General features: G+C 62.9%; 19 protein-coding genes. 14 read left to right on the forward strand and 5 right to left on the reverse strand.

Annotation, left to right across the window (positions count from 1 at the left end):
• The 10 genes from CLU91_RS17500 (at nt 1) to CLU91_RS17545 (ending at nt 10,414) form a co-directional block, all read left to right on the forward strand.
• A complete protein-coding gene (locus CLU91_RS17500; protein ID WP_232730786.1) occupies nt 1-1,641 on the forward strand; it encodes a hypothetical protein in 1,641 nt (546 codons plus the stop codon).
• Nucleotides 1,616-2,527 (forward strand): glycerophosphodiester phosphodiesterase, encoded by a 912-nt coding sequence (locus CLU91_RS17505; RefSeq protein WP_100875182.1) that lies wholly within the window; start codon nt 1,616-1,618, stop codon nt 2,525-2,527. Before CLU91_RS17500 ends, CLU91_RS17505 begins: the two co-directional genes overlap by 26 nt.
• Before the next feature lie 24 nt (nt 2,528-2,551).
• On the forward strand, nt 2,552-3,139 hold the full coding sequence (locus CLU91_RS17510) for a hypothetical protein (protein WP_100875183.1): 588 nt from the start codon (nt 2,552-2,554) through the stop codon (nt 3,137-3,139).
• A gap of 125 nt (nt 3,140-3,264) precedes the next feature.
• On the forward strand, nt 3,265-4,290 hold the full coding sequence (locus tag CLU91_RS17515) for a LacI family DNA-binding transcriptional regulator (RefSeq protein WP_100875184.1): 1,026 nt from the start codon (nt 3,265-3,267) through the stop codon (nt 4,288-4,290).
• Nucleotides 4,290-5,777, forward strand: coding sequence for a sugar ABC transporter ATP-binding protein (locus CLU91_RS17520; protein WP_100875185.1), 1,488 nt, complete (start codon nt 4,290-4,292; stop codon nt 5,775-5,777). The genes CLU91_RS17515 and CLU91_RS17520 overlap by 1 nt, the downstream gene beginning before the upstream one ends.
• Complete coding sequence (locus CLU91_RS17525) at nt 5,758-6,765, forward strand: ABC transporter permease (RefSeq protein ID WP_100875186.1); 1,008 nt, start codon at nt 5,758-5,760, stop codon at nt 6,763-6,765. The genes CLU91_RS17520 and CLU91_RS17525 overlap by 20 nt, the downstream gene beginning before the upstream one ends.
• Nucleotides 6,766-6,826: 61 nt before the next feature.
• Nucleotides 6,827-7,789: a substrate-binding domain-containing protein gene (locus CLU91_RS17530; RefSeq protein WP_100875187.1), complete on the forward strand. Its 963-nt coding sequence runs from the start codon at nt 6,827-6,829 to the stop codon at nt 7,787-7,789.
• A gap of 93 nt (nt 7,790-7,882) precedes the next feature.
• Nucleotides 7,883-8,935, forward strand: a complete 1,053-nt coding sequence (locus CLU91_RS17535) for a sugar phosphate isomerase/epimerase family protein (RefSeq protein WP_100875188.1) — start codon at nt 7,883-7,885, stop codon at nt 8,933-8,935.
• 9 nt (nt 8,936-8,944) lie between these two features.
• Nucleotides 8,945-10,096, forward strand: a complete 1,152-nt coding sequence (locus CLU91_RS17540; protein WP_232730787.1) for a Gfo/Idh/MocA family protein — start codon at nt 8,945-8,947, stop codon at nt 10,094-10,096.
• Nucleotides 10,097-10,105: 9 nt separating this feature from the next.
• Complete coding sequence (locus tag CLU91_RS17545; protein ID WP_100875190.1) at nt 10,106-10,414, forward strand: 2Fe-2S iron-sulfur cluster-binding protein; 309 nt, start codon at nt 10,106-10,108, stop codon at nt 10,412-10,414.
• A 1-nt stretch (nt 10,415) separates the two neighbouring features.
• On the opposite strand, the gene CLU91_RS17550 is transcribed toward CLU91_RS17545, so the two are convergent.
• Nucleotides 10,416-10,727 (reverse strand): hypothetical protein, encoded by a 312-nt coding sequence (locus CLU91_RS17550; RefSeq protein ID WP_035823702.1) that lies wholly within the window; start codon nt 10,725-10,727, stop codon nt 10,416-10,418.
• A 92-nt stretch (nt 10,728-10,819) separates the two neighbouring features.
• Here CLU91_RS17550 and CLU91_RS17555 point away from each other — a divergent pair, with 92 nt between their 5' ends.
• Nucleotides 10,820-11,089: a MoaD/ThiS family protein gene (locus tag CLU91_RS17555; RefSeq protein WP_100875191.1), complete on the forward strand. Its 270-nt coding sequence runs from the start codon at nt 10,820-10,822 to the stop codon at nt 11,087-11,089.
• Between the two features lies 1 nt (nt 11,090).
• The gene (locus tag CLU91_RS17560; protein ID WP_100875192.1) at nt 11,091-12,188 is read left to right on the forward strand and encodes a WD40/YVTN/BNR-like repeat-containing protein; all 1,098 of its coding nucleotides are present in this window, start codon (nt 11,091-11,093) and stop codon (nt 12,186-12,188) included.
• Here the strand turns inward: CLU91_RS17560 and CLU91_RS17565 are convergent.
• Nucleotides 12,161-12,784 carry a TetR/AcrR family transcriptional regulator gene (locus CLU91_RS17565; protein ID WP_099761035.1) on the reverse strand — a complete coding sequence of 208 codons (624 nt, stop codon included), beginning with the start codon at nt 12,782-12,784 and terminating at the stop codon, nt 12,161-12,163. The genes CLU91_RS17560 and CLU91_RS17565 overlap by 28 nt on opposite strands.
• Nucleotides 12,785-12,935: 151 nt before the next feature.
• Between CLU91_RS17565 and CLU91_RS17570 the strand changes: the two genes are divergently transcribed.
• On the forward strand, nt 12,936-13,979 hold the full coding sequence (locus CLU91_RS17570) for an MBL fold metallo-hydrolase (protein WP_100876788.1): 1,044 nt from the start codon (nt 12,936-12,938) through the stop codon (nt 13,977-13,979).
• A gap of 7 nt (nt 13,980-13,986) precedes the next feature.
• Here the strand turns inward: CLU91_RS17570 and CLU91_RS17575 are convergent, their stop codons facing one another.
• On the reverse strand, nt 13,987-14,319 hold the full coding sequence (locus tag CLU91_RS17575) for a hypothetical protein (RefSeq protein ID WP_157814725.1): 333 nt from the start codon (nt 14,317-14,319) through the stop codon (nt 13,987-13,989).
• A 438-nt stretch (nt 14,320-14,757) separates the two neighbouring features.
• On the opposite strand from CLU91_RS17575, the gene CLU91_RS17580 reads away from it, so the two are divergent.
• Nucleotides 14,758-15,780: a substrate-binding domain-containing protein gene (locus tag CLU91_RS17580; RefSeq protein ID WP_100875194.1), complete on the forward strand. Its 1,023-nt coding sequence runs from the start codon at nt 14,758-14,760 to the stop codon at nt 15,778-15,780.
• Between the two features lie 26 nt (nt 15,781-15,806).
• On the opposite strand, the gene CLU91_RS17585 is transcribed toward CLU91_RS17580, so the two are convergent.
• Both CLU91_RS17585 and CLU91_RS17590 read right to left on the reverse strand, forming a co-directional pair.
• Nucleotides 15,807-16,787: a hypothetical protein gene (locus CLU91_RS17585; RefSeq protein ID WP_100875195.1), complete on the reverse strand. Its 981-nt coding sequence runs from the start codon at nt 16,785-16,787 to the stop codon at nt 15,807-15,809.
• Between the two features lie 194 nt (nt 16,788-16,981).
• Nucleotides 16,982-20,578 carry an indolepyruvate ferredoxin oxidoreductase family protein gene (locus CLU91_RS17590; protein ID WP_100875196.1) on the reverse strand — a complete coding sequence of 1,199 codons (3,597 nt, stop codon included), beginning with the start codon at nt 20,576-20,578 and terminating at the stop codon, nt 16,982-16,984.
• Between the last annotated feature and the right edge of the window lie 46 nt (nt 20,579-20,624).

Consider the following 20,624-nt stretch of genomic DNA (forward strand, 5'->3'; position numbering starts at 1 on the left):
ATGGCCGCGAGTTTGCGCAGTCTGCAAATCCGGCAGACCTTGATCCTGATCGTCCTGACGATCATTTACCTGTGCTTCGAGCTGGGCTTCAATGCCCGCTTGCTCGACGTGGTGGGCGGCGACGTCAAGCCGCACGACGTGGAAGGCGTGGAATTCTATGGCCGCAGCCTGTCGGGCATCGCCGCCGCGCTGGTGGTGCTGCAGCTGATGTGGCGCCGCCGCCTGAAGAACAATGGCAGCGGCCCCAGCTGGAAAAAGATCCTCTTTTGCTGCGTCGCCACGGCGGCGGTCGTGTTCGGCATTTTGAAGACCACGGTCACGGTGCTGGTCGAAACGCGCGATGCGCAATTTCGCCGCCTGGCCTTCAACACGACATTGATGCAGCGCTCGCTGGTGGGCGGCAGCCTGCAATTGCAGGGCCTGGTCGATGATGCCACCCTGTTCGCCAAGCCCGAAGGCAAGGCTTTTCTGGCGCTGTTTCCCTTCCTGGCCGTCTCGGTGGGCCACCTCGATGAGCGCATGGAGCCGGCCAAGGAGCAGTTGATCAATTTTAATGTCCGCAAGATCGCCGGCGGCGCGGCCGGTTACTATGACAAGTATCAGAAGGCGATTGGCGAAGTGCACGACAAGTGGAAATTGTATTCGGGAATGATTCCCGACGACGATGCGGGCTTGCGCCAGCAGCAGGAAACGGCGTGGAACGATTACCGGCAAAGCCTGTCGCGCCATGGCTGGCAGCCGCATTCCGTGCCGGCGCGGCGCAAGGCGGCCGTCGTCAACAATGTGCGCAAGAAAGTGCCGGTGTCGGCCAACTGGCATCCGGCCGACCAGTTGAGCTTCCGCGCCGCCGTCAAGCGCCGCTATGCGTCGGAAGCGGCCAGCAAAGGCTTGAGCATCAAGGGCGAGCGCATTCCGCCTGGCTTGTCCTTCCCCGCCTTCGTCGCGCGCCCCGGTATCCAGGCCGTGTTGCGCGACGGGCCGGACGGCGGCGATGGCAGCGAAGCGAGCAAGGGCTTGCGTTTGCCGAAAGGCGCCGTGGTGCAGGAGGCGTATGCGAGTCCCGCCGAGTTCAGCCGCCTGTTCGACCAGTTCGCCGCGCGCCAGACGGCGGAAAAACTGGTGGAATACCGTGCCAGCCGCAGTGACTTCGAAGTGGGCGGCAAGTATTTTGAAGAGGGCAAGGAAGCGGCGCGCGCGGCCATCGTGCCGCCCGTCGCCCTGTTTTTCTCCTTGTTGGGTGCCATCGGCCACTTCTCGAAACTGCTGTACCTGATCGCCACGGTGGGCTTGCTGGTGCTGGCGGCGCGCCGCGGCGAGCAGGCGGGCGCCGATGGCCAGCTGAGCCGCCGCTCCGCCTGGATCGCCACGGGCGTGCTGGCCGGCGCTTTCCTCGGCACTTGGGGTATCTTGTCCCTGCTCGACAACAACGTCACGAAGAGCGACTTGTTCCGCCAGATGCTGGACTGGAACCGCCAGGCCGCCGACGACAGCACGCGCTGGCAAATTGCCGGCAAGGGTTTGCTGGCCAATATCACGCACGTCGTGGCGGTGGGGCAGGGCTATAGCTACCCCGTCAACGAAGCGATCCGCATCAATATTTTGCAGGGAATCGAATATGGTTATCACCCGCAACAAAAATAAGGCGGCTGCCCTGGCCTTGCTGCTTTCCATGTTCAGCACGGCCGCGCAGGCGGACTGCCTGGGCATGAAGGTGCACGCCCACCGTGGCGCCGGCAATGCGCCGGAAAACTCGCTGAGCGCGCTGCGCAACACGTATTTCGGCACCTGGGACGGCGTCGAGACGGATTTGCAACTGCTGGGCGACGGCAGCTGGGTGGTGCACCACGATCTGCTGACGGGCAGAGTCGTCGACACGGGCTCGCCCCGTACCGTGAAGCAGTTGACGGCCGACGACTGGCGCGCCGCCAGCATGAAGAACCGTGGCGTGGCCACGCCGGAAACGCCGCCGTTCGTCAGCGATGTTGCCGACCTGGCCACCGCTTTCCCGGCCAAAACCCTGAATGCGGAAATCAAGGACGTCGTGTCCTCGTGCGCGCCGATCGCCACTCTGGTGGGGCAGTTGCGCGCGAATATCAAGCACGGCAACTGGTTCTTGACGTCGGGCGTGCCGAACAACCTCGCTTGCGCGCGCCGTGCCGATCCGCAGGGTTACCTGGGTTTGCTCGTGTTTGACGCGCGCAATGCGCAGGCGGCCGGCGCGAACCGGATCAGCCGCTATATCGCGAAAAATGCCCGCCCACCCAAGCTGGACAAGCCGTGGCTGCAGCGCGTGCAGCAGCAGATCGGCATGCCAACGGGCGTGCACGTCGATGCGCGCAGCCTGGACGCCAATCCGAACCTGCTGGCCGACGCGGCCGGCCTGAACATGCCCGTCTTCGTGTATGCCGTCGATGGCGACTCGGCCCTGGCCGCCTCGCTGTTGCGGGCGCAGCAGCGCAGCCACCGCCTGCCCAGCGGCGTCATCCTTGACGGCAATCCCGAAACGTTTTGCGCGATGATGAAGTAAGCGCTTTCACCGAGAGACCACGCCATGACCCTGCCAAACATCGCCCCCGCCGCAGCGCTAGCCCGTAGCGCCATTGGCGCCATGTTCTTTTCCCTGTTTGGCGGCCTGTGGGTGGCCGCCTGGTGCGTGCAGACGTATGGCGCGCATCCCTTGAGGTTGCTGCCGGTTGCCGCAATCACCGTCTTGCTGTTCATGCTGGCGTGGCGCCAGTTCCGCCGCCACAGGGCCGCGCATGCGGCGGCGGAACAATCGCCGCAGGCCAAACGCGTGGGCCGGCTGTTCAATATCGTGAACGCCGGGCAATGGATCGCCATCTTCATCGTCGGCAATATCTTGAAAAACATGGGCTTGCAGGCGTGGTTCATTCCTGCCGTCATCTTGATCGTGGGCTTGCATTTCTTTCCGCTGGCCTGGCTGTTCAAGGCGCGGCGCCACCTGGCCATCGGCATGGCGCTGTGCGTGTGGGCCATCGGCTATCCGCTGACCCTGCGCCATGGCCCCATCCATCCAGTCGGCTGCCTCGGTGCCGGCCTGATCCTGTGGGTGGCGGCCCTGTCCGCCGTGCGCGCCGGTTTTGCCGTGCAGCAGAACGCCTTGCAGCCCCAGAAATAGCTTACCGACGGTCCGCGCAGGGCCGCTTTTTGCACAGTTTTTGCGCACCGCAGCATCAATAATGTTTGCATCGCGCGCGACACTGGCCTATAAATGTAATCGATTACATTTATGTGAAAAACCCCATGCCGCCAGCCGTCCCGTCTTCTTTGCCGACAGAAACCGTCTCCATCAGCGCCGTCGCCGCGCATGCGGGGGTGTCGGTGGCTACCGTCTCGCGCGTGATGAACGAGCAGGCCGGGGTGCGGGCGCCCACGCGCGACAAGGTGCTCGCTTCCGTGGCCGCGCTCGGCTACCGCATGAACCACCTGGCACGCAGCCTGCGCACGGCCGAGAGCCGCATGCTCTTGACCATGGTGCCCGACGTGGGCAACCCGTTTTATGCGCAGATCGTGCGCGGCATCGATACGGTGGCGCGCGAACACGGTTACTTTGTGCTGCTGTGCGATACGGGCGCCGACGCGGGCCGCGAACGCTCGTATTTCGACTTGCTGCGCATGCACCGCGCCGACGGCGCCATTTGCCTCGACCCGGACACGGTGCAGCATGCCTTGTCGCATGAATCCGTCAGCCTGCCATGGGTGGCGTGCTGCGAATTTGACCCCGCCGTGGCCGTGCCCTATGTCGGCATCGACAATCACCGCGCCGCCTCCGACGCCGTCGCGCATCTGCTGTCGCGCGGCCATACGCGCATCGGCCTGATCAACTCCGATGAACGCTATCTGTATGCGCGGCAACGCCAGCAAGGCTATCTGGACACCCTGGCTGCCGCCGGCCTGCCCGTGCAGCCGCAGTGGGTGCACACAGTGCAAAGCCTCGATTACGAAGCGGGCACGGCCGCCACCTTGCGCATGATGGCGCAGCCCGACGCGCCGACGGCCATCTTTGCCGTCTCCGACACCCTGGCCATTGGCGTGCTGAGCGCGCTGCGCCAACTGAACAAGCGCGTGCCCGAAGACGTGGCCGTGATCGGCTTCGACGATATCGCCATCGCCGCGCAGATCAATCCGGGCTTGACCACGATTGCCCAGCCGATGCGCGAACTGGGCGAGACGGCGGCGCGATTATTGCTGCAGCGTTTGGCGAACCCGGCAGCCAGCGTGCCCGGTGTGCTGCTGCAACACCAATTAATTTTGCGAGGGAGTGCATAGTGAGCGTTGCCGTCGGTTTCGAGGGGGTCTGCAAGGATTTCGGCCCCGTGCGCGTCTTGCATGGCGTCAGTTTTACCTTGTCGCCCGGGCGCGTGTATGGCTTGCTGGGTGAAAATGGCGCCGGCAAGTCGACCCTGATGAAAATCCTCGCCGGCTACGAGGCTGTGAGCGAAGGGCAGTTGCTGATCGATGGCCAGCCCCAGCGCTTTGGCAGTTCGCGCGCGGCGGAGAGCGCCGGCATCGTGCTGATCCACCAGGAATTCAATCTGGCCGAGCACCTGACGGTGGCGCAAAACATGTTTTTAGGCCACGAAAAGACGCGCGGCTGGCTGCTGGACGAGGCCGCCATGGGCGAAGAAGCGTCGCGCTACCTGAAACAGGTGGGCCTGGACGTCTCGCCCGACACGAAAATCCGCGACCTGATCGTGGCTGAAAAGCAACTGGTGGAAATCGCCAAGGCCCTGTCGCGCCGCGCCCGCTTTTTGATCATGGATGAGCCGACCGCCACCCTGACGTCGTCGGAGACGCAGCGTTTGTTTGCCGTGATGGCGCAGCTGAAAGCGGATGGCGTCACCATCCTCTACATTTCCCACAAGCTCGATGAAGTCGAGCGCAACACGGACGAGGTCATCGTCATGCGCGACGGGCGTTTCGTCACGCGCGAGCCGACGGCCAGCCTCACGCGCCAGCAAATGGCGAACCTGATGGTGGGGCGCGAATTGTCCGACATGTTCCCGGCCAAAGTGGCGCTGGCGAAAGACGCTCCTGTGCTGTTGAAGGTCGATGGCTTGTGCGTGCCCGGCTGGTCGAAAGAGCTGTCGTTCGAGGTGCGCGCCGGCGAAGTGCTGGGCTTTGCGGGCCTGGTGGGCGCGGGGCGCACGGAATCGTTCGAGGCGCTGCTGGGCTTGCGTCCGCGCAGCGCGGGTGTGATCCATCTCAATGGCCAGCCCGTGGATATCCGTACCCCCAGGCAAGCCATGCAGCACGGCATGACGTATTTGAGCGAAGACCGCAAGGGAAAAGGTCTGCATGTGAACCTGGGCTTGCGCGAAAACCTCACGATGATGACGATGGAGCGCTATGCGCGGCCGTGGCTCGATGTGGCCGGGGAAAAAGCGGCGCTGGTCAAGGCCGTCGAGGATTTCAATATTCGCACGGGCGACCTCGACAGCCGCGCGCGCATGCTGTCGGGCGGCAACCAGCAAAAGCTGGCGCTGGCGAAATACCTGCATTCCGACCCGCGTGTCGTCGTGCTCGACGAGCCGAGCCGTGGCGTGGACGTGGGCGCCAAGCGCGACATTTACTTTTTGATCCACCGCCTGGCCGCCGAAGGGCGCGCCGTGATCGTGATTTCATCGGAACTGATCGAATTGATTGGCCTGTGCCACCGGGTCGCCGTGATGCGCGCCGGCACCTTGCAAGCCACCCTGTCTGCTGACCACCTGACTGAAGAGGAGTTGATTGCCCATGCAACCGGCACGCACTGACACCACCGTATCCCCGCTTGCTAGCTTCGGCGCGCGCATCAAAGGCTTTGGCCCCGTGCTGGGCCTGTTATCGCTGTGCATCGCGGGCACCTTGCTCAACGGCGACTTCGCCACTGTCGACAATCTGATGAACGTGCTCACGCGCACGGCCTTCATCGGCATCATCGCCGTGGGCATGACCTTCGTCATCATTTCCGGCGGCATCGACCTGTCCGTTGGCTCGATGGCGGCGCTGATCGCCGGCTGCATGATCTATTTCATGAATGCGCTGGCGCAAGGGGCGGGCGGCGACCTGGCGCCGATCACCATGCTGGTGCTGGGCATCGCCATGGCGCTGGTGCTGGGCGCGGGCTTTGGCTTGATGCATGGCTTGTTGATCAGCAAGGGCAATATCGAACCGTTCATCGTTACCCTGGGCACGCTTGGCATCTTCCGCGCCGTGCTCACCTACCTGGCCGATGGCGGCGCGCTGACCCTGGACGCCACCTTGTCCGAGCTGTACAGCCCCGTGTACTACACGAGCGTGCTGGGTGCGCCGATCCCGATCTGGATCTTCTTATTCGTCGCGGCGGCCGGCGCCATCATTTTGAACCGCACGACCTTTGGCCGCCATGTGCAGGCGATTGGTTCCAACGAGCAAGTGGCGCGCTATGCGGCCATCAATGTCGACAAGGTCAAGATTGCCACCTACATGCTGCTGGGCGTCTGCGTGGGCATCGCCACGGTGCTGTACGTGCCGCGCCTGGGTTCGGCCACGCCGACGACGGGCTTGCTGTGGGAACTCGAAGCCATCGCCGCCGTCGTCGTCGGCGGCACGGCGCTGAAGGGGGGAGAGGGGCGCATCGTCGGCACCGTGATCGGCGCCATCCTCTTGTCCGTGATCAGCAATATCCTGAATTTGACCAGCATCATCAGTGTCTACCTGAATGCCGCAGTGCAAGGCGTGGTGATCATCGCCGTCGCCTTCCTGCAGCGAGGCCGCAAATAAAAATACAGCGGCGTTCTGAAAGGGCAGCCAACGGGCGCCCACAACCTTGGAGGAGAGCAGCATGAAGAGCTTTAGACGGGTAGCAGGGATGGCAGTGCTGGTGATGCAGGCGTGGGCGATGGGGCCGGCGCAGGCGGCGGAGAAATTGGTGGTCGGCGTGGCGATTCCCACGGCCACGCACAGCTTTACTTCCGGCATCGTCTGGTGGGCGAACCAGGCCAAGGCGGAACTGGAAAAGGCCCATCCGGGGCTGAAAATCATCGTCAAGACGGCCGCCACGGCGCCCGAGCAGGCCAATCAGTTGCAGGACATGTTGACGGTGAACAAGATCAACACCCTGGTGATCTTCCCCATCGAGTCGGCCTCGCTGACGCAGCCCGTCTCGCAAGTGAAAAACAAGGGCGTGTATGTGACGGTGGTTGACCGTGGCTTGACGAACACGCAGTCGCAGGATGCCTACATCGCGGGCGACAACACGGCCTTTGGCAAGCTGCCGGCCGAGTATCTGGCGAAAAGCCTGAATGGCAAGGGCAATATCGTCGTACTGCGCGGCATGCCGACCACCCTCGACAACGAACGCTACGATGCATTCAGTGCCGTGATGAAAGACCATCCCGAGATCAAGGTGCTCGACGCCAAATATGGCAACTGGAACCGCGACGATGCCTTCAAGGTCATGCAGGATTACCTGACCCGCTTCAAGCACATCGACGCCGTCTGGGCCGCCGATGACGACATGGCCATCGGCGTGCAAAAAGCCATCGCGCAAGCCAAGCGTACGGACATCAAGCAAGTGTTCGGCGGCGCGGGCGCGAAGGGCGCGGTGAAAAAGATCATGGACGGTTCCGACCCGCTGATCGTGGCCGACGTATCGTACTCGCCGAAATTCATGTACGACGCCATCAAACTGACGACGGAAGCGCGCCTGAAAGGTGATAAATTGCCGGCCAATACGATCATCCCCTCGGTGCTGATCACGCGCGAGAACGCCAAGCAGTTTTACTTTCCGAACTCGCCTTTTTAAATTCTGGGGTCAGACCCCCTCGCCCGCTAGCAATGACCTGTGCGTTAGCGGCATTGAGGGTCTGACCCCGGCTTTATCTAACAGGACATTGACATGAAAACCATCCAGGGCCCGGCCATTTTCCTGGCCCAGTTTCTCGGCGACGAGCCGCCGTTCGACTCGCTCGAGCACTTGGCGCAATGGGCGGCCGGCCTCGGTTACAAGGGCTTGCAGCTGCCGACGGCGCCGCGCCTGTTCGACCTGGAACAGGCGGCGGCCAGTCAGCAGTATTGCGACGACGTGACAGCCTTGCTGGCGCGCTACGGTTTGCAGGTGACGGAATTGTCGACGCATTTGCAGGGCCAGCTGATCGCCGTGCATCCCGCCTACGACGCCCTGTTCGACGGTTTTGCGCCCGAGCACGTGCGTGGCGATCCGCTTGCCCGCACGGCCTGGGCCACGCAGCAACTGCTGTGGGCGGCCACCGCCTCGCAGCGCTTGGGCCTCAAGGCGCACGTGACGTTTTCCGGCGCGCTGGCCTGGCCGTATCTGTATCCATGGCCGCAGCGCCCGGCCGGCCTGGTGGAAACGGCATTTGCCGAACTGGCCAAGCGCTGGCTGCCCATCCTCGACGCGTTCGATGCGGCCGGCGTGGACCTGTGCTATGAGCTGCATCCGGGCGAGGATTTGCACGACGGTGTGACCTTCGAGCGCTTTCTGGCCGCCGTCAACGACCACCCGCGCGCGTCGATCTTGTACGACCCCAGCCACTTCGTGCTGCAGCAGCTCGACTATCTCGCCTTCATCGACATTTATCATGCGCGCATCAAGGCCTTCCATGTGAAAGATGCGGAATTCCGGCCGAACGGACGCCAGGGCGTGTATGGCGGCTATGCCGACTGGCAAGACCGGGCCGGGCGCTTCCGCTCGCTCGGCGACGGGCAGATCGACTTCAAGGCGATTTTCTCGAAGATGGCGCAGTACGACTTTCCTGGCTGGGCCGTGCTGGAATGGGAATGCTGCCTGAAGCACCCCGAAGATGGCGCGGCAGAGGGCGCGCGTTTCATCCGCGAACACATCATCCACGTGGCCGAACATGCGTTCGACGATTTCGCGGGCAGTACGGTGGATCAACATCAGATCAATCATTTGCTTGGCTTGAAATAAGGAAACGACATGCAGCGACGCTTACGGCTGGGCATGGTAGGGGGCGGGCAGGGCGCATTCATCGGCGCCGTGCACCGTATCGCGGCGCGCATCGACGACCAGTATGAACTGGTGGCGGGCGCCCTGTCGTCCGACCCGCAGCGCGTGCGCGACAGTGGCGCCGCGCTGCATTTGGCGCCGGACCGTTGCTACAGCGATTACCGCGCCATGGCGCAGGCGGAGGCCGCCAGGGCGGACGGCATCGAAGCCGTGGCCATCGTCACGCCGAATCACTTGCATGCGCCCGTCGCCACGGCGTTCATGGAAGCGGGCATCCACGTGATCTGCGACAAGCCGCTGGGGATTTCCTTGGCGGAAGGCCAGGCACTGGCGGCGCTGGCCGAGCAAAAAAACCTGCTGTTTGCGCTCACGCATACCTACAGCGGCTACCCGCTGCTGCGCCACGCGAAAGCCATGGTCGAGGCGGGCGAGATCGGCGCGCTGCGCCTCGTGCAGGTGGAATATTCGCAGGATTGGCTGGCCGACGCCATCGCGGCGGGTGGCATGAACGAGGGCAACTGGCATAACGACCCGCACAAGGCCGGTCCCGGCGGCACCCTGCTCGACGTGGGCTTGCACGCCTACCACCTGGCGCAGTTCGTCAGCGGACTGACGCCGCAGTCCGTGCTGGCGGAACTGTCGACCTTTGTACCGCACCGCACCTTGGACGACCACGTGCAGGTGATGCTGCGCTATGCGAATGGCGCCAAGGGCACCCTGTGGGCCAGCCAGGTGGCGACCGGTTGCGAAAACACGGTGCGCTTGCGCCTGTTCGGCAGCAAGGCGCAGCTGGACTTCGACCAGGAGAAACCAAATGAGCTGTGGTGTACGCCGCAGGGTGGCAACCGCCAACTGCTGCGTCCGGGCCGGGTCGACAGCGCTGCGGCGCGCCACGCCACGCGCGTGCCGGCCGGCCATCCTGAAGGCTACCTGGAAGCGTTCGCCCAGCTGTACCTGGATGCGGCTTTGCACATCCGCGCCTTGCAAGCGGGCTTGCCCGTGCCGGAGGCGGCCCGCTGGCTGCCGACGGTGATGGACGGCTTGGCGGGCCTGGCCTTTGCGGAAGCCGTGCTGCGCAGCCACGCGGCGGGCGCCAGCTGGACCACCTTGGCGGACTGTTAAACTGGGCGCATGAGCGCGCCCTTAACCATCACCACCTTTACCATCACCATTGTCCCCCAAGGCTGGCAATTCCCGGCCGAAGCGGGCACGACCATCTTGGCCGCCGCCGAGCTGGCCGGTATCCGCCTGCTCAGTTCCTGCCGCAACGGCACTTGCCGCACCTGCCTGTGTCACATGCCTGAAGGAAAGGTGCGCTATACGGTGGACTGGCCCGGCATCAGCCCCGATGAACGGCTCGACGGCTACATCCTGCCCTGCGTCGCCGTGGCGGAAAGCGACCTCACCATCCAGGCGCGGGCCGTGCGCACGGGCGCCTGAATCAGGAGGACTTGCCGCCCTTGAGCCGCTGCAGCAGCGCGTCCACGCTGTCGCTCACGGGCAAGCCGTGGCGGCGCAGCAGCTGCACGTGCAGCACCAGGTTTTCCAGCACCAGCTTGGCCGCCACGGCCAGCAGGGCCAGGTTGCGGTCTTCCGGGCTGAAACTTTCCATCGCGTCGGCCATCTCGCACAGGTGGTTGGCGATCAGCCCGCGCAATTCCTGCTCGTCGAAAGGCAGGTCGGCAAAATCGATGGGATCGGCCACTTCCACTTCCTGCATCAGCACCGCTAGTTCTTCCGGGGTAATCGTCATGCCTGGCCTCCTTGTGTGCTTGCCGCTATTCTAATTGTATTGGCCGTAAAGCGGACTAGAATGAGTCGAGGCCGACGACGTCGAAGGGCAGCATGGCGCATCTGCATTTTACGCAACAGCTGGCACGTTTCATCGACGTCCCCACCGTGGACGTCGATGTACCACGCCTGCGCGCCGCTCTCGATGCCGCGTTTGCGCAGCAGCCGCGCCTGCGCGGTTATGTGCTCGACGAGCAGGGCGCCCTGCGTCCCAACGTGGTGATCTTCATCGACGGTGCGCGTTGCCGCGAGCGGCGCGTGCTCGACGATGCCTTGCGGCCGGACAGTCAGGTGTATATCTTGCAGGCACTTTCCGGAGGTTGACATGAGCCAACGCGCGTATCTCGGCACCCGCAAGGGGCTGTTCCAGTTCGATGTCGATGCGGCCGGCGCCTGGCAGCTGGCGCTGGTGCAGTTTGCCGGCGACCCCGTCTCCATGCTGCTGCACGATGGCCGCGACGGCACCCTGTATGTCGCCCTGAACCTGGGGCACTTCGGCGCGAAGCTGCACCGCCTGGACAGGAGCAGTTCCACATGGCAAGAGATCGCCGTGCCCGCCTATCCCGCCAAGCCGGAAGACAGCAGCGATACGGTGGACTGGACCTTGCGGCAGATCTGGTCGCTGGCGGCCGGTGGCGCGGACCAGCCCGGCGTGCTGTGGGCGGGCACCCTGCCTGGCGGCCTGTTCCGCTCAAGCGACCGCGGCGACAGCTGGCAACTGGTGGAATCGTTGTGGAACGTGCCGCAGCGGGCGCAATGGTTTGGCGGCGGCTACGACGTGCCCGGCATCCACAGCATTTGCGTCGACCCGCGCGACTGCAACAAGGTGCTGGTCGGCGTGTCCTGCGGCGGCGTGTGGCAAACGCGCGATGGCGGCGCCAGCTGGGCCTTGAGCGCGACGGGCATGCGCGCCGACTACATGCCGCCCGAGCTCGATGAAAACGAGGCCGTGCAAGATCCGCACCGCATCGTGCGCAGCACCGGCACGCCGGACGCGCTGTGGTGCCAGCACCATAACGGCATCTGGCGCTCGCAGGACGCCGGCTGGCACTGGCAGGAAGTGACGACGGCGCCGCTGTCGCATTTCGGCTTTGCCGTCGCCGTGCATCCGCGCGATGGCGATACGGCCTGGTTCGTGCCCGCGCAGGCGGACGTGCTGCGCATTCCCATCGATGGCGCGCTGGCCGTCACGCGCACGCGCGATGGCGGAAAAACGTTCGAGGTGTTGCGCGCGGGATTGCCGCAGCAGCATTGCTACGACCTCATCTACCGCCATGGGCTGGCGCTGGCCGACGATGGGCGCAGTTTGGTGATGGCGTCGACGACGGGCGGCGCCTGGTATTCGAGCGACGGGGGCGAGCATTGGCAGACCATCTCTGCCCACTTGCCGCCTGTTTATGCCGTCTGTTTTGCCACGCTGTAGTAGCACAGGAAGATATCGACGGCCAGTTCCGCCACTTCGCGCCGGCGTGCCGGGCCCAGCAGAGGCTCACCCATGGTGATCTGCGGCCAGAATGCAAAGGTTTTTAGTGGCGACATCAGCAGGTGCGCCACTTCCACCGTCTCGCCCGCCTTGATGCGCCCATCTTGCTGCGCCGCGCGGATCCAGAGATACAGGCCCGTTTCCTTTTCATTCAGGCGCGCCACCATCGCTTGCGCGCGCGCGGGCGAGTGGATGGTTTCTCCGAAGATCACGCGCGCCAGGTCGATGAATGCCGGGTCGCACAGCAAGCCCATTTTCTGCTCGACCAGGGCCAGCACCTGCGGGCGCAGCGGCTGGTCCGCAAGATAGGGCACGGCGGGCTGGGCCACGCTGCTTTCCCACATGCGTTGCAGGATTTCCGCGAACAGTTCGTCCTTGCTGGGGAAATGGTTGTACACGGTGCGCTTGGAAACGGCGGCCGTGGCGGCGATCCTGTCCATGCTGGTCGCGTCAAAACCGTGCTCGCGGAACTCGGCGATGGCGGCATCGACGATGGCGACGCGCTTGCGGTCGGTGAGGCGTTGCGGTGCGGCCATGGCGGGAAATCTCCTTTGAAAACAATATTTTACACCTCCTGGTTTACTTTGCCAGGAATAGGAACTACTCTGTGTAGTGTAATTTAATCCTTGTGTTTTATTGACCGGATCGCATATGTACCGCATCTTATTCTTGGGAGTCCTGATCATCATGAGTTCTTGCACCTTGCGCGCCGCGCCTGCTGCGCCTGTTGAATCTTTGCAACGCCACGATGGCAAGTTCCGCAATCCCGTGCAGATGCACAAGCTGGGCACGGCGGCCACGCTCAAGCTGATGTGGACCTTTCTCTTTGACAAGCCCGACAGTACGGTGCCGGCCGCGGCTGTGCCCGTGCAAGCCTTGACCCAGGCGCAATTGCTGGCCGCGCCCGACAACAGCCTGTTTCGCCTCGGTCACTCGACCCTGCTGCTGAAACTGAACAACGAATTCTTCCTCACCGACCCCGTGTTTTCCGAGCGCGCCTCGCCCGTGCAGTGGGCGGGACCGAAGCGTTTCCACCAGCCGCCCATCAGCATCGCTGACTTGCCGCCGATCAAGGCCATCATCCTGTCGCACAACCATTACGACCATCTCGACCATGCCGCCGTGCTGCAACTGGCCGCCAAGACCGAGCACTTTGTTGCGCCGCTGGGCGTGGGCGATACCTTGGTTGCCTGGGGCGTGCCGGCGGCCAAGGTGCGGCAATTCGACTGGTGGCAGGGCACCACGATTGCCGGCGTGAAACTCGTCGCCACCCCCTCGCAGCATTTCTCGGGGCGCGGCTTGTTTGATGGCAATCAAACCCTGTGGGCGTCGTGGGTCATCGACGCGCCGGACGTGCGCGTGTTTTTCAGCGGCGACTCTGGCTATTTCGACGGTTTCAAGCAGATCGGCGACAAGTACGGCCCGTTTGACGTGACCATGATCGAGACGGGGGCGTATGACAAGCTGTGGCCGGACGTGCACATGCAGCCGGAGGAAACCCTGCAAGCCCACCTGGACTTGCGCGGCAAGTGGCTCATGCCCGTGCATAACGGCACCTTTGACCTGGGGCTGCACGCCTGGCATGAACCGTTCGACCGCATCACGGGGCTGGCGGCCAAGCAGGGCGTGCACCTGGCCACGCCGCAGATGGGCGAGACGGTCGACCTGACGCAACCGCAGAAGGGGAATAAGTGGTGGCTGGCAATGCTGGAAGAGGAAATGGCCCGGTAAAGCTGGCTCAAGCCGTTACGCTGATCAGGCGGCCCAGGGTCTGGCCATAGCTGTTCAGCTGGGGCGTGCTTTTCGGCGTGGCGGGGAGCGCTTGCTGCGGTACGGCCAGCTTGATCGCCTGATCCAGTTGCGGCGCCTTCACGGTGGCAGGGGCATTGGCCTGGGCTTGCTGGCTGCTGCGCTGCGTCTGGCTCAGCGACTCCTGTTCCCGCGCCAGCGACTGGCGGCTTTGCGCCAGTTGCTCCCTGTCGCGCTCTACCTGGTTCTGGCCTTGCTCGACCCGGCGTTGCGCCGTGGCCAGCGAGGCTTGCAGATTGTTGACGGACGTTAGCGTGACCACATTGTTCACCTTTGAAAGTATGTCCAGGTGTGCGCAGAAGAGGAAGAATGCAGGCCGGGGGGGCGCGACATGTCTGCAGGTAATCTTCACCTGAATCAAGAGTAGGACAAATTCTCGCATAGTTCCAGCTAATTATGTTTTCTTGATAATTTATCGTGCGCGCCCTGTGTTGCTGAACTGGCATGCCGACGCAGGCGACGCTATGCTCAAAGTGAGTGCACGCTTCCCTTGCTTGCCCTTTCCTCTCTGCCACGGCCGATGTCCCGCTGCGAAGATGGCAGGACTGGTCACAGTTAAAATGTTGCTTTTTAAATAGTCAATATGTTGTTGTTTTTTTTACCATGGTAACGCACGGTAATACGCGGGCTGCTTGGCGCTCTGGGCTATAATGGACGGTCAGAGTTGGTTTTTTTTGCCATACAGACAGGTCGTTAACACATGAATCTCAAGAGCCTCGCAATTGCCCTCGGCATGTCGAAAACGACAGTCAGCAGGGCGTTGAACGGCTATCCCGAAGTCAATTCCCGCACCCGTGAAATCGTCCTGGCCGCCGCCAAGAAAGTCGGCTACCGGCCCAACCCGCTGGCGCGCAGCCTGGCTGTCGGCCGCACCAATGTGCTGGGCATGATCTATCCCCTGCTGCCCAGCGACCTGGGTGACAGCGTCTTTCTTTCCGTGGTGAATGGCATGTCGGACGCCGTGGAAGCGTCGAAGATGAGTCTCATCATCGCCCCCGTGTCGCCGCAGAATGAACAGCCCTCGTATGAAACCATGGTGCGCGGGCACCAGGTCGATGGCCTGGTGGTGGGCCGCACCAAGGTGGTCGATCAGCGCATCGCCTACCTGACAAAAGTCGGCTTTCCCTTTGTGGCGAATGGCCGCACGCGCATCGACGCGCCGTACGCGTATTTTGACTACGACAACGATACGGGCATCGACCTGGCCGTGTCCTTCCTGGCGGCGCACGGCCACCAGCGCATCGCCCTGCTGAGCGCGCCGCTGGACTTGCATTTTGCTTATGAGCGCAAGGAAAGCTTTATCCGCTGTATGGCGCAGGCGGGCATGCCGGTCGATCCCGCCTATTTGCTCGACAATACTTTTGACCGCCGCAGCGGCTACCAGGCCATGCAGCAATTGCTGGCCTGCTCGCCCCGTCCCACGGCCGTCATCGTCGACAACCATTTGTCCGGCGTGGGCGTGGTGCGCGCGCTGATGGATGCGGGCATCGAGATCGGCAAGGAAATCTCCGTCATCGTCTGGGGCAATGTGGAAGACACTTTGATCGGCATCAACGTCACCACCATCGACCAGCCCGACCTGCGCCGCGCCGGCGCCAAGATGGTTGAAATGCTGCAATCGCTGCTGGCTGGCACGCCGCCGGAACGGCTGCAGGAAATCTGGCAGCCGGTGCTGTTGCCGGGGGCGACGGTGGGGCGCTGCGCGGACGCGTCAGATACGTAAGGCGCGGCAAGAGAGGCGCTGCATATTTATTTTCCAGGCGTGTTCGCCGTGTTCGCCGTATTCGCCCGTATCAGCAATCGGCTCTTCGTGAAGTCAATGACGAGCGTTTTGTCTGCGAACGGACTTAAGCCGAGCAGGCCGAATTCGGGCCTGCTAGCAAAAATGGCAACATTATCCTTGGTGCAGTAACTGGCCACGGCGCCCTCCGGTAGCGTGAAGAGGCCCACGCGGATATTCCGCGTGATGGGAGCTTGAAAGCACGTCAGCGGTTTGCCCCAGGCGTTGGCGGTCATCACATGCGCGCCTTCCAGGCTCGTCCGGCCTACTGCCTGCAGCCAGTCACTTTCCCGGAAGATGCCGAGTGCCATGCTTGCACTGCCCGTGTCAAACAGCAGGTTTTGCGTGCCAGTCGCGAATCCCTCGGCTTTGACCATGGGCACGAAGCCATCATGCGCCGCTGTTATTTCAAGATCCACGATCGTGTCATTGGGTTTCGCTTCAGTCCCGTTCTTGCCAATGCGAAAGCGCTGTTGGGAAAGATCCAGGCTGATGGCCTGACCTTGTAATACATCATTTCCCAGCGTTCCAATGAGCGTCGTTGCCTTGCATGTGGCCATGGGCCCGGTTCCAGCCGTTGCTGGCGACTGCGGCAAGAACGGTGCGGGCAACTTGAAGGTGCCGATTTGAAGCGTATAGGAAGCAGTCGCAAGCTGGGCATGAGGGGGAGCAAGCTTCAAGGATTGGTAAAGTATGCTTCGTCCCGCCCCTGTATCAAATTGCATCAAGCAGCGTTGATCGTCCAGGCGAACAGGCAATAGTATTGCCCCCAGAACGGTGCCATCTTGCAACACGGTCTTGCTGAAGGTAAATGATTGCCACTTATCTTCTTTGGCCGCACTCGCAGAGCAGAAAGCCAGCAAACTGAGGCACAGTATTGCTTTCACGGCACCCTCCTTTGCCGCGACAATACGGCAGGCGGGCGCTCTGTACGAATCGATGAAATCCAATTGTTTGTCCTATGGCGTTGCGTCGGGATAGGCGAGCGTCTTCGTTCACATGGCACTTGCGCGCATGAATCTTACATAAAATGTATCTTTATTACAATGGAACGGCAACGATTACTCGCCCTGAACGTAAAAACGCCGCCACCGGCAACATCCCGGTAGCGGCGCAGGGCACCACGCGCTGCATGCAGCAGGGTTTACGCCGCGCTCTTGCTACCCTGTGCCAGCACTGCCAGCAATCTCGCCTTATCCTTGCGGTAAGTATCGACGGCCGCTTCCTTGACGTGGCCGAAGCCGCGGATTTTCTCGGGCAAGGACGCCAGTTCCACGCAGGTGGCCAGCTTGTCCGCCGTCAGGTTGACCAGCAGTCCGGCCAGCAGTTCGCGGTATTCGACGATCAGCGCGCGTTCCATCTTGCGCTCGGCTGTGTAGCCGAAGACGTCGAAGCTGCCGCCCCGTAGCCCCTTGGCTTTGGCCAGCAGCTGGAAGGCGCGCCACATCCAGGAACCGAACTCCGCTTTCACGAGGTGACCCTTGGCATCTTTCTTGGCAAACAGCGGTGGCGCCAGGTTGAATTTGACGGAGAAATTCCCTTCGAACTGCTGCTGCAATTGCTCCACGAAACGGCCATCCGTGTACAGGCGCGCCACTTCGTATTCATCCTTGTAGGCGAGCAATTTGAAATAGCTTTTCGCCACGGCCATCGACAGCTTCTGGCCCAGTCCCAGGGTGTTTTCGCGGTCGCGCACCTGTTTCACCAGGGTCGCATAACCATCCGCATACGCGGCATTTTGATACGCGGTGAGGAATTCCACGCGCTTCTTGATCACGCTATCGAGGCTTTGCGGCATCTGCACGAGGATCGCCTGCGACGGCGTGGCGATCTGCGTCACCTTGCGCACGTCGACGGCGGCGCGGCGGCCCCACAGGAAACTCTTCTTGTTCGACTCGATGCCCACGCCATTGAGTTCGATGGCGCGCAGCAAGGCCGCTTCCGTCAACGGGATGCGGCCCTTTTGCCAGGCGTAGCCGAGCATGAACAGGTTGGCGGCAATCGAGTCGCCCATCAGCGCGGTGGCTAATTTTGTGGCGTCGATGAAGTCGGCCGCGTCGGCGCCGCCCACGGATTCCTCGATCAGCTGGCGCACTTCGGCCGTCGGATATTGCCAGTCCGCATTCTGCGCAAACGTGCCCGGCGGCTGCTCGTGCAGGTTGACGACGGCCAGGCTGCGGCCCGGGCGCATTTTCGACACGGCATCCTGCGCGCCGGCCGTCAGCATGTCGCAGCCTAAAATCAGGTCCGCTTCGCCGGTGGCGATGCGCTGCGCGCGGATATGCGCGGGCGACCTGGCGATTTTCACGTGCGAGGTGACGGAACCGTTCTTTTGCGACATGCCCGTCATGTCCAGCACGGACGCGCCCTTGCCTTCCAGGTGCGCCGCCATGCCCATCAGGGCGCCGACGGTGATGACGCCCGTGCCGCCGATGCCGTTGATGAGGATGTTGTACGGCGCGTCGCAGGCGGGCAGCACCGGATCCTGCAGCGGGCCGAAGTTGTCTGTCTCGCCCGCTTTGCTCGCGCCCGTCTTGGTCTTCTTCAGGCTGCCGCCTTCGACGGTGACGAAGCTGGGGCAAAAGCCCTTGGCGCACGAGTAATCCTTGTTGCACGAGGATTGGTCGATGGTGCGCTTGCGGCCAAATTCCGTTTCCTTCGGCAGGATCGACACGCAGTTCGACTGCACGCCGCAATCGCCGCAGCCTTCGCAGACGGCGTCGTTGATGACCATGCGTTTGGCCACGTCCGGATACTCGCCCTTTTTGCGGCGCCGGCGTTTCTCGGCCGCGCAGGTCTGGTCGTAGATCAGCACGGACACGCCTTGTACTTCGCGCAATTCGCGCTGCACGGCATCCATATCCTTGCGGTCATGCAAGGTCAGGTGGGCGGGCAGGTTGCTGCGGTCGCTGTAGCGGCTCAAATCTTCCGTGACCAGCGCGATGCGGGCGATGCCTTCGGCTGCCACTTGCTGCGCCATCATCGGCACGGTGATGAGGCCGTCCACGGGCTGGCCGCCCGTCATGGCGACGGCGTCGTTGTACAGAATCTTGTAGGTAATGTTGACCTTGGCCGCCTGCGCGGCGCGGATGGCCAGGTAGCCCGAATGGAAATACGTGCCGTCGCCGAGGTTCTGGAATACGTGCGGCAATTCCGAGAAAGCGGCCTGCCCGATCCACGGCGCGCCTTCGCCCCCCATGTGCGTGGTCAGCTTGTTCATTTCCGGGTAGATCGACGTGGCCATCACGTGGCAGCCGATGCCGGCCAGCGCCAGGCTGCCGTCGGGTACCTTGGTCGAGGTGTTGTGCGGGCAGCCGGAGCAGTAAAAGGCGGGGCGGAACGGCGTATTCACGGCTTTCTTTAATACCGCATCCTTGGCGTCGAGGAAACTGAGTCGAGCCTTGATCAGGTCGCAGGTGACGGGATCGGAAATCAGGCGCGCGATGCGGCTGGCGATGACACGCGCCACTTGCGAGACGGAAAAATCCGCCTTCGAGGTGAGCAGCCATTCGCCGCGCGGCGCCACCCATTCGCCCTTTTCATCGAACTTGCCGATCACGCGCGGGCGCACGTCGTCGCGCCAGTTGTACAACTGTTCCTTCAGCTGGTATTCGACGATCTGGCGTTTTTCTTCGACGACGAGGATTTCATCGAGGCCTTGTGCGAATTCGCGCACGCTGTCCGGCTCCAGCGGCCACGGCATCGCGACCTTGAACAGCCGCATGCCCACGTCGGCCGCCATTTGCTCATCGATGCCCAGCTCTTCCAGCGCTTCCAGGACGTCCAGGTAGGACTTGCCGGAAGCGATGATGCCCAGCTTGGCGTTCGGGCTGGCTATGGTGGTGTGGTTGAGCTTGTTCTCGCGCGCGTAGGCCAGCGCCGCATAGATCTTGTAGTCCTGCATCAGCGCTTCCTGGTTGCGCGCCTGCTGGCCCAGTGGGATGCTCGACAGACGCGCGTTCAGGCCGCCTTCGGGCATGATGAAGTCCTGCGGGATTTTGACTTCCACGCGGAACGGGTCGGCGTCGATGGAGGCCGACGATTCGACCGTGTCGGCCAGGGCCTTGAAGGCTACCGTGCAGCCGGAAAAGCGCGACATGGCCCAGCCGTGGATGCCGAGGTCCAGGTATTCCTGCACATTGCACGGATACAGCACGGGGATCATCGAGGCGGAAAACAAATGGTCGGACTGGTGCGGCAGGGTCGACGAATACGCGCCATGGTCGTCGCCGGCCACCAGCAGCACGCCACCCAGTTTCGACGTTCCCGCATGGTTCATGTGCTTGAAGACATCGCCGCAGCGGTCCACACCCGGGCCCTTGCCGTACCACATGGCGAACACGCCGTCGTACTTGGCCGGGCCGATCAGGTCGACTTGCTGCGAACCCCAGACGGCCGTGGCGGCCAGGTCTTCATTGACGCCGGGCACGAACTGCACGTGGTGCGCTTCCAGCTGCTTTTTCGCTTTCCACAGGTTCTCGTCCAGGCCGCCCAGGGGCGAACCGCGGTAGCCGGAGATGAAGCCGGCCGTGTTCAGTCCCGCAGCCTGGTCGCGCAGGCGCTGCATCATGGGCAGGCGCACGAGGGCCTGGATGCCGGACAGGAAGATGGCACCGGAAGTGGCCGTGTATTTGTCGTCGAGGCTGACGCTGGTCAAACGGGAAGGTTCAAGCGGGGTAGATGGCGCGGCACCGGCGTTTCTAACGAACGCTGCAGAGCCGTTTTCCGTGGTCACGGACATGGCTGTCTCCAAAAGGGTGTTTCAGATAACGGCTGTACAAGGGGCG

The organism is Janthinobacterium sp. 64, assembly GCF_002813325.1.
GTDB lineage: Bacteria > Pseudomonadota > Gammaproteobacteria > Burkholderiales > Burkholderiaceae_D > Janthinobacterium.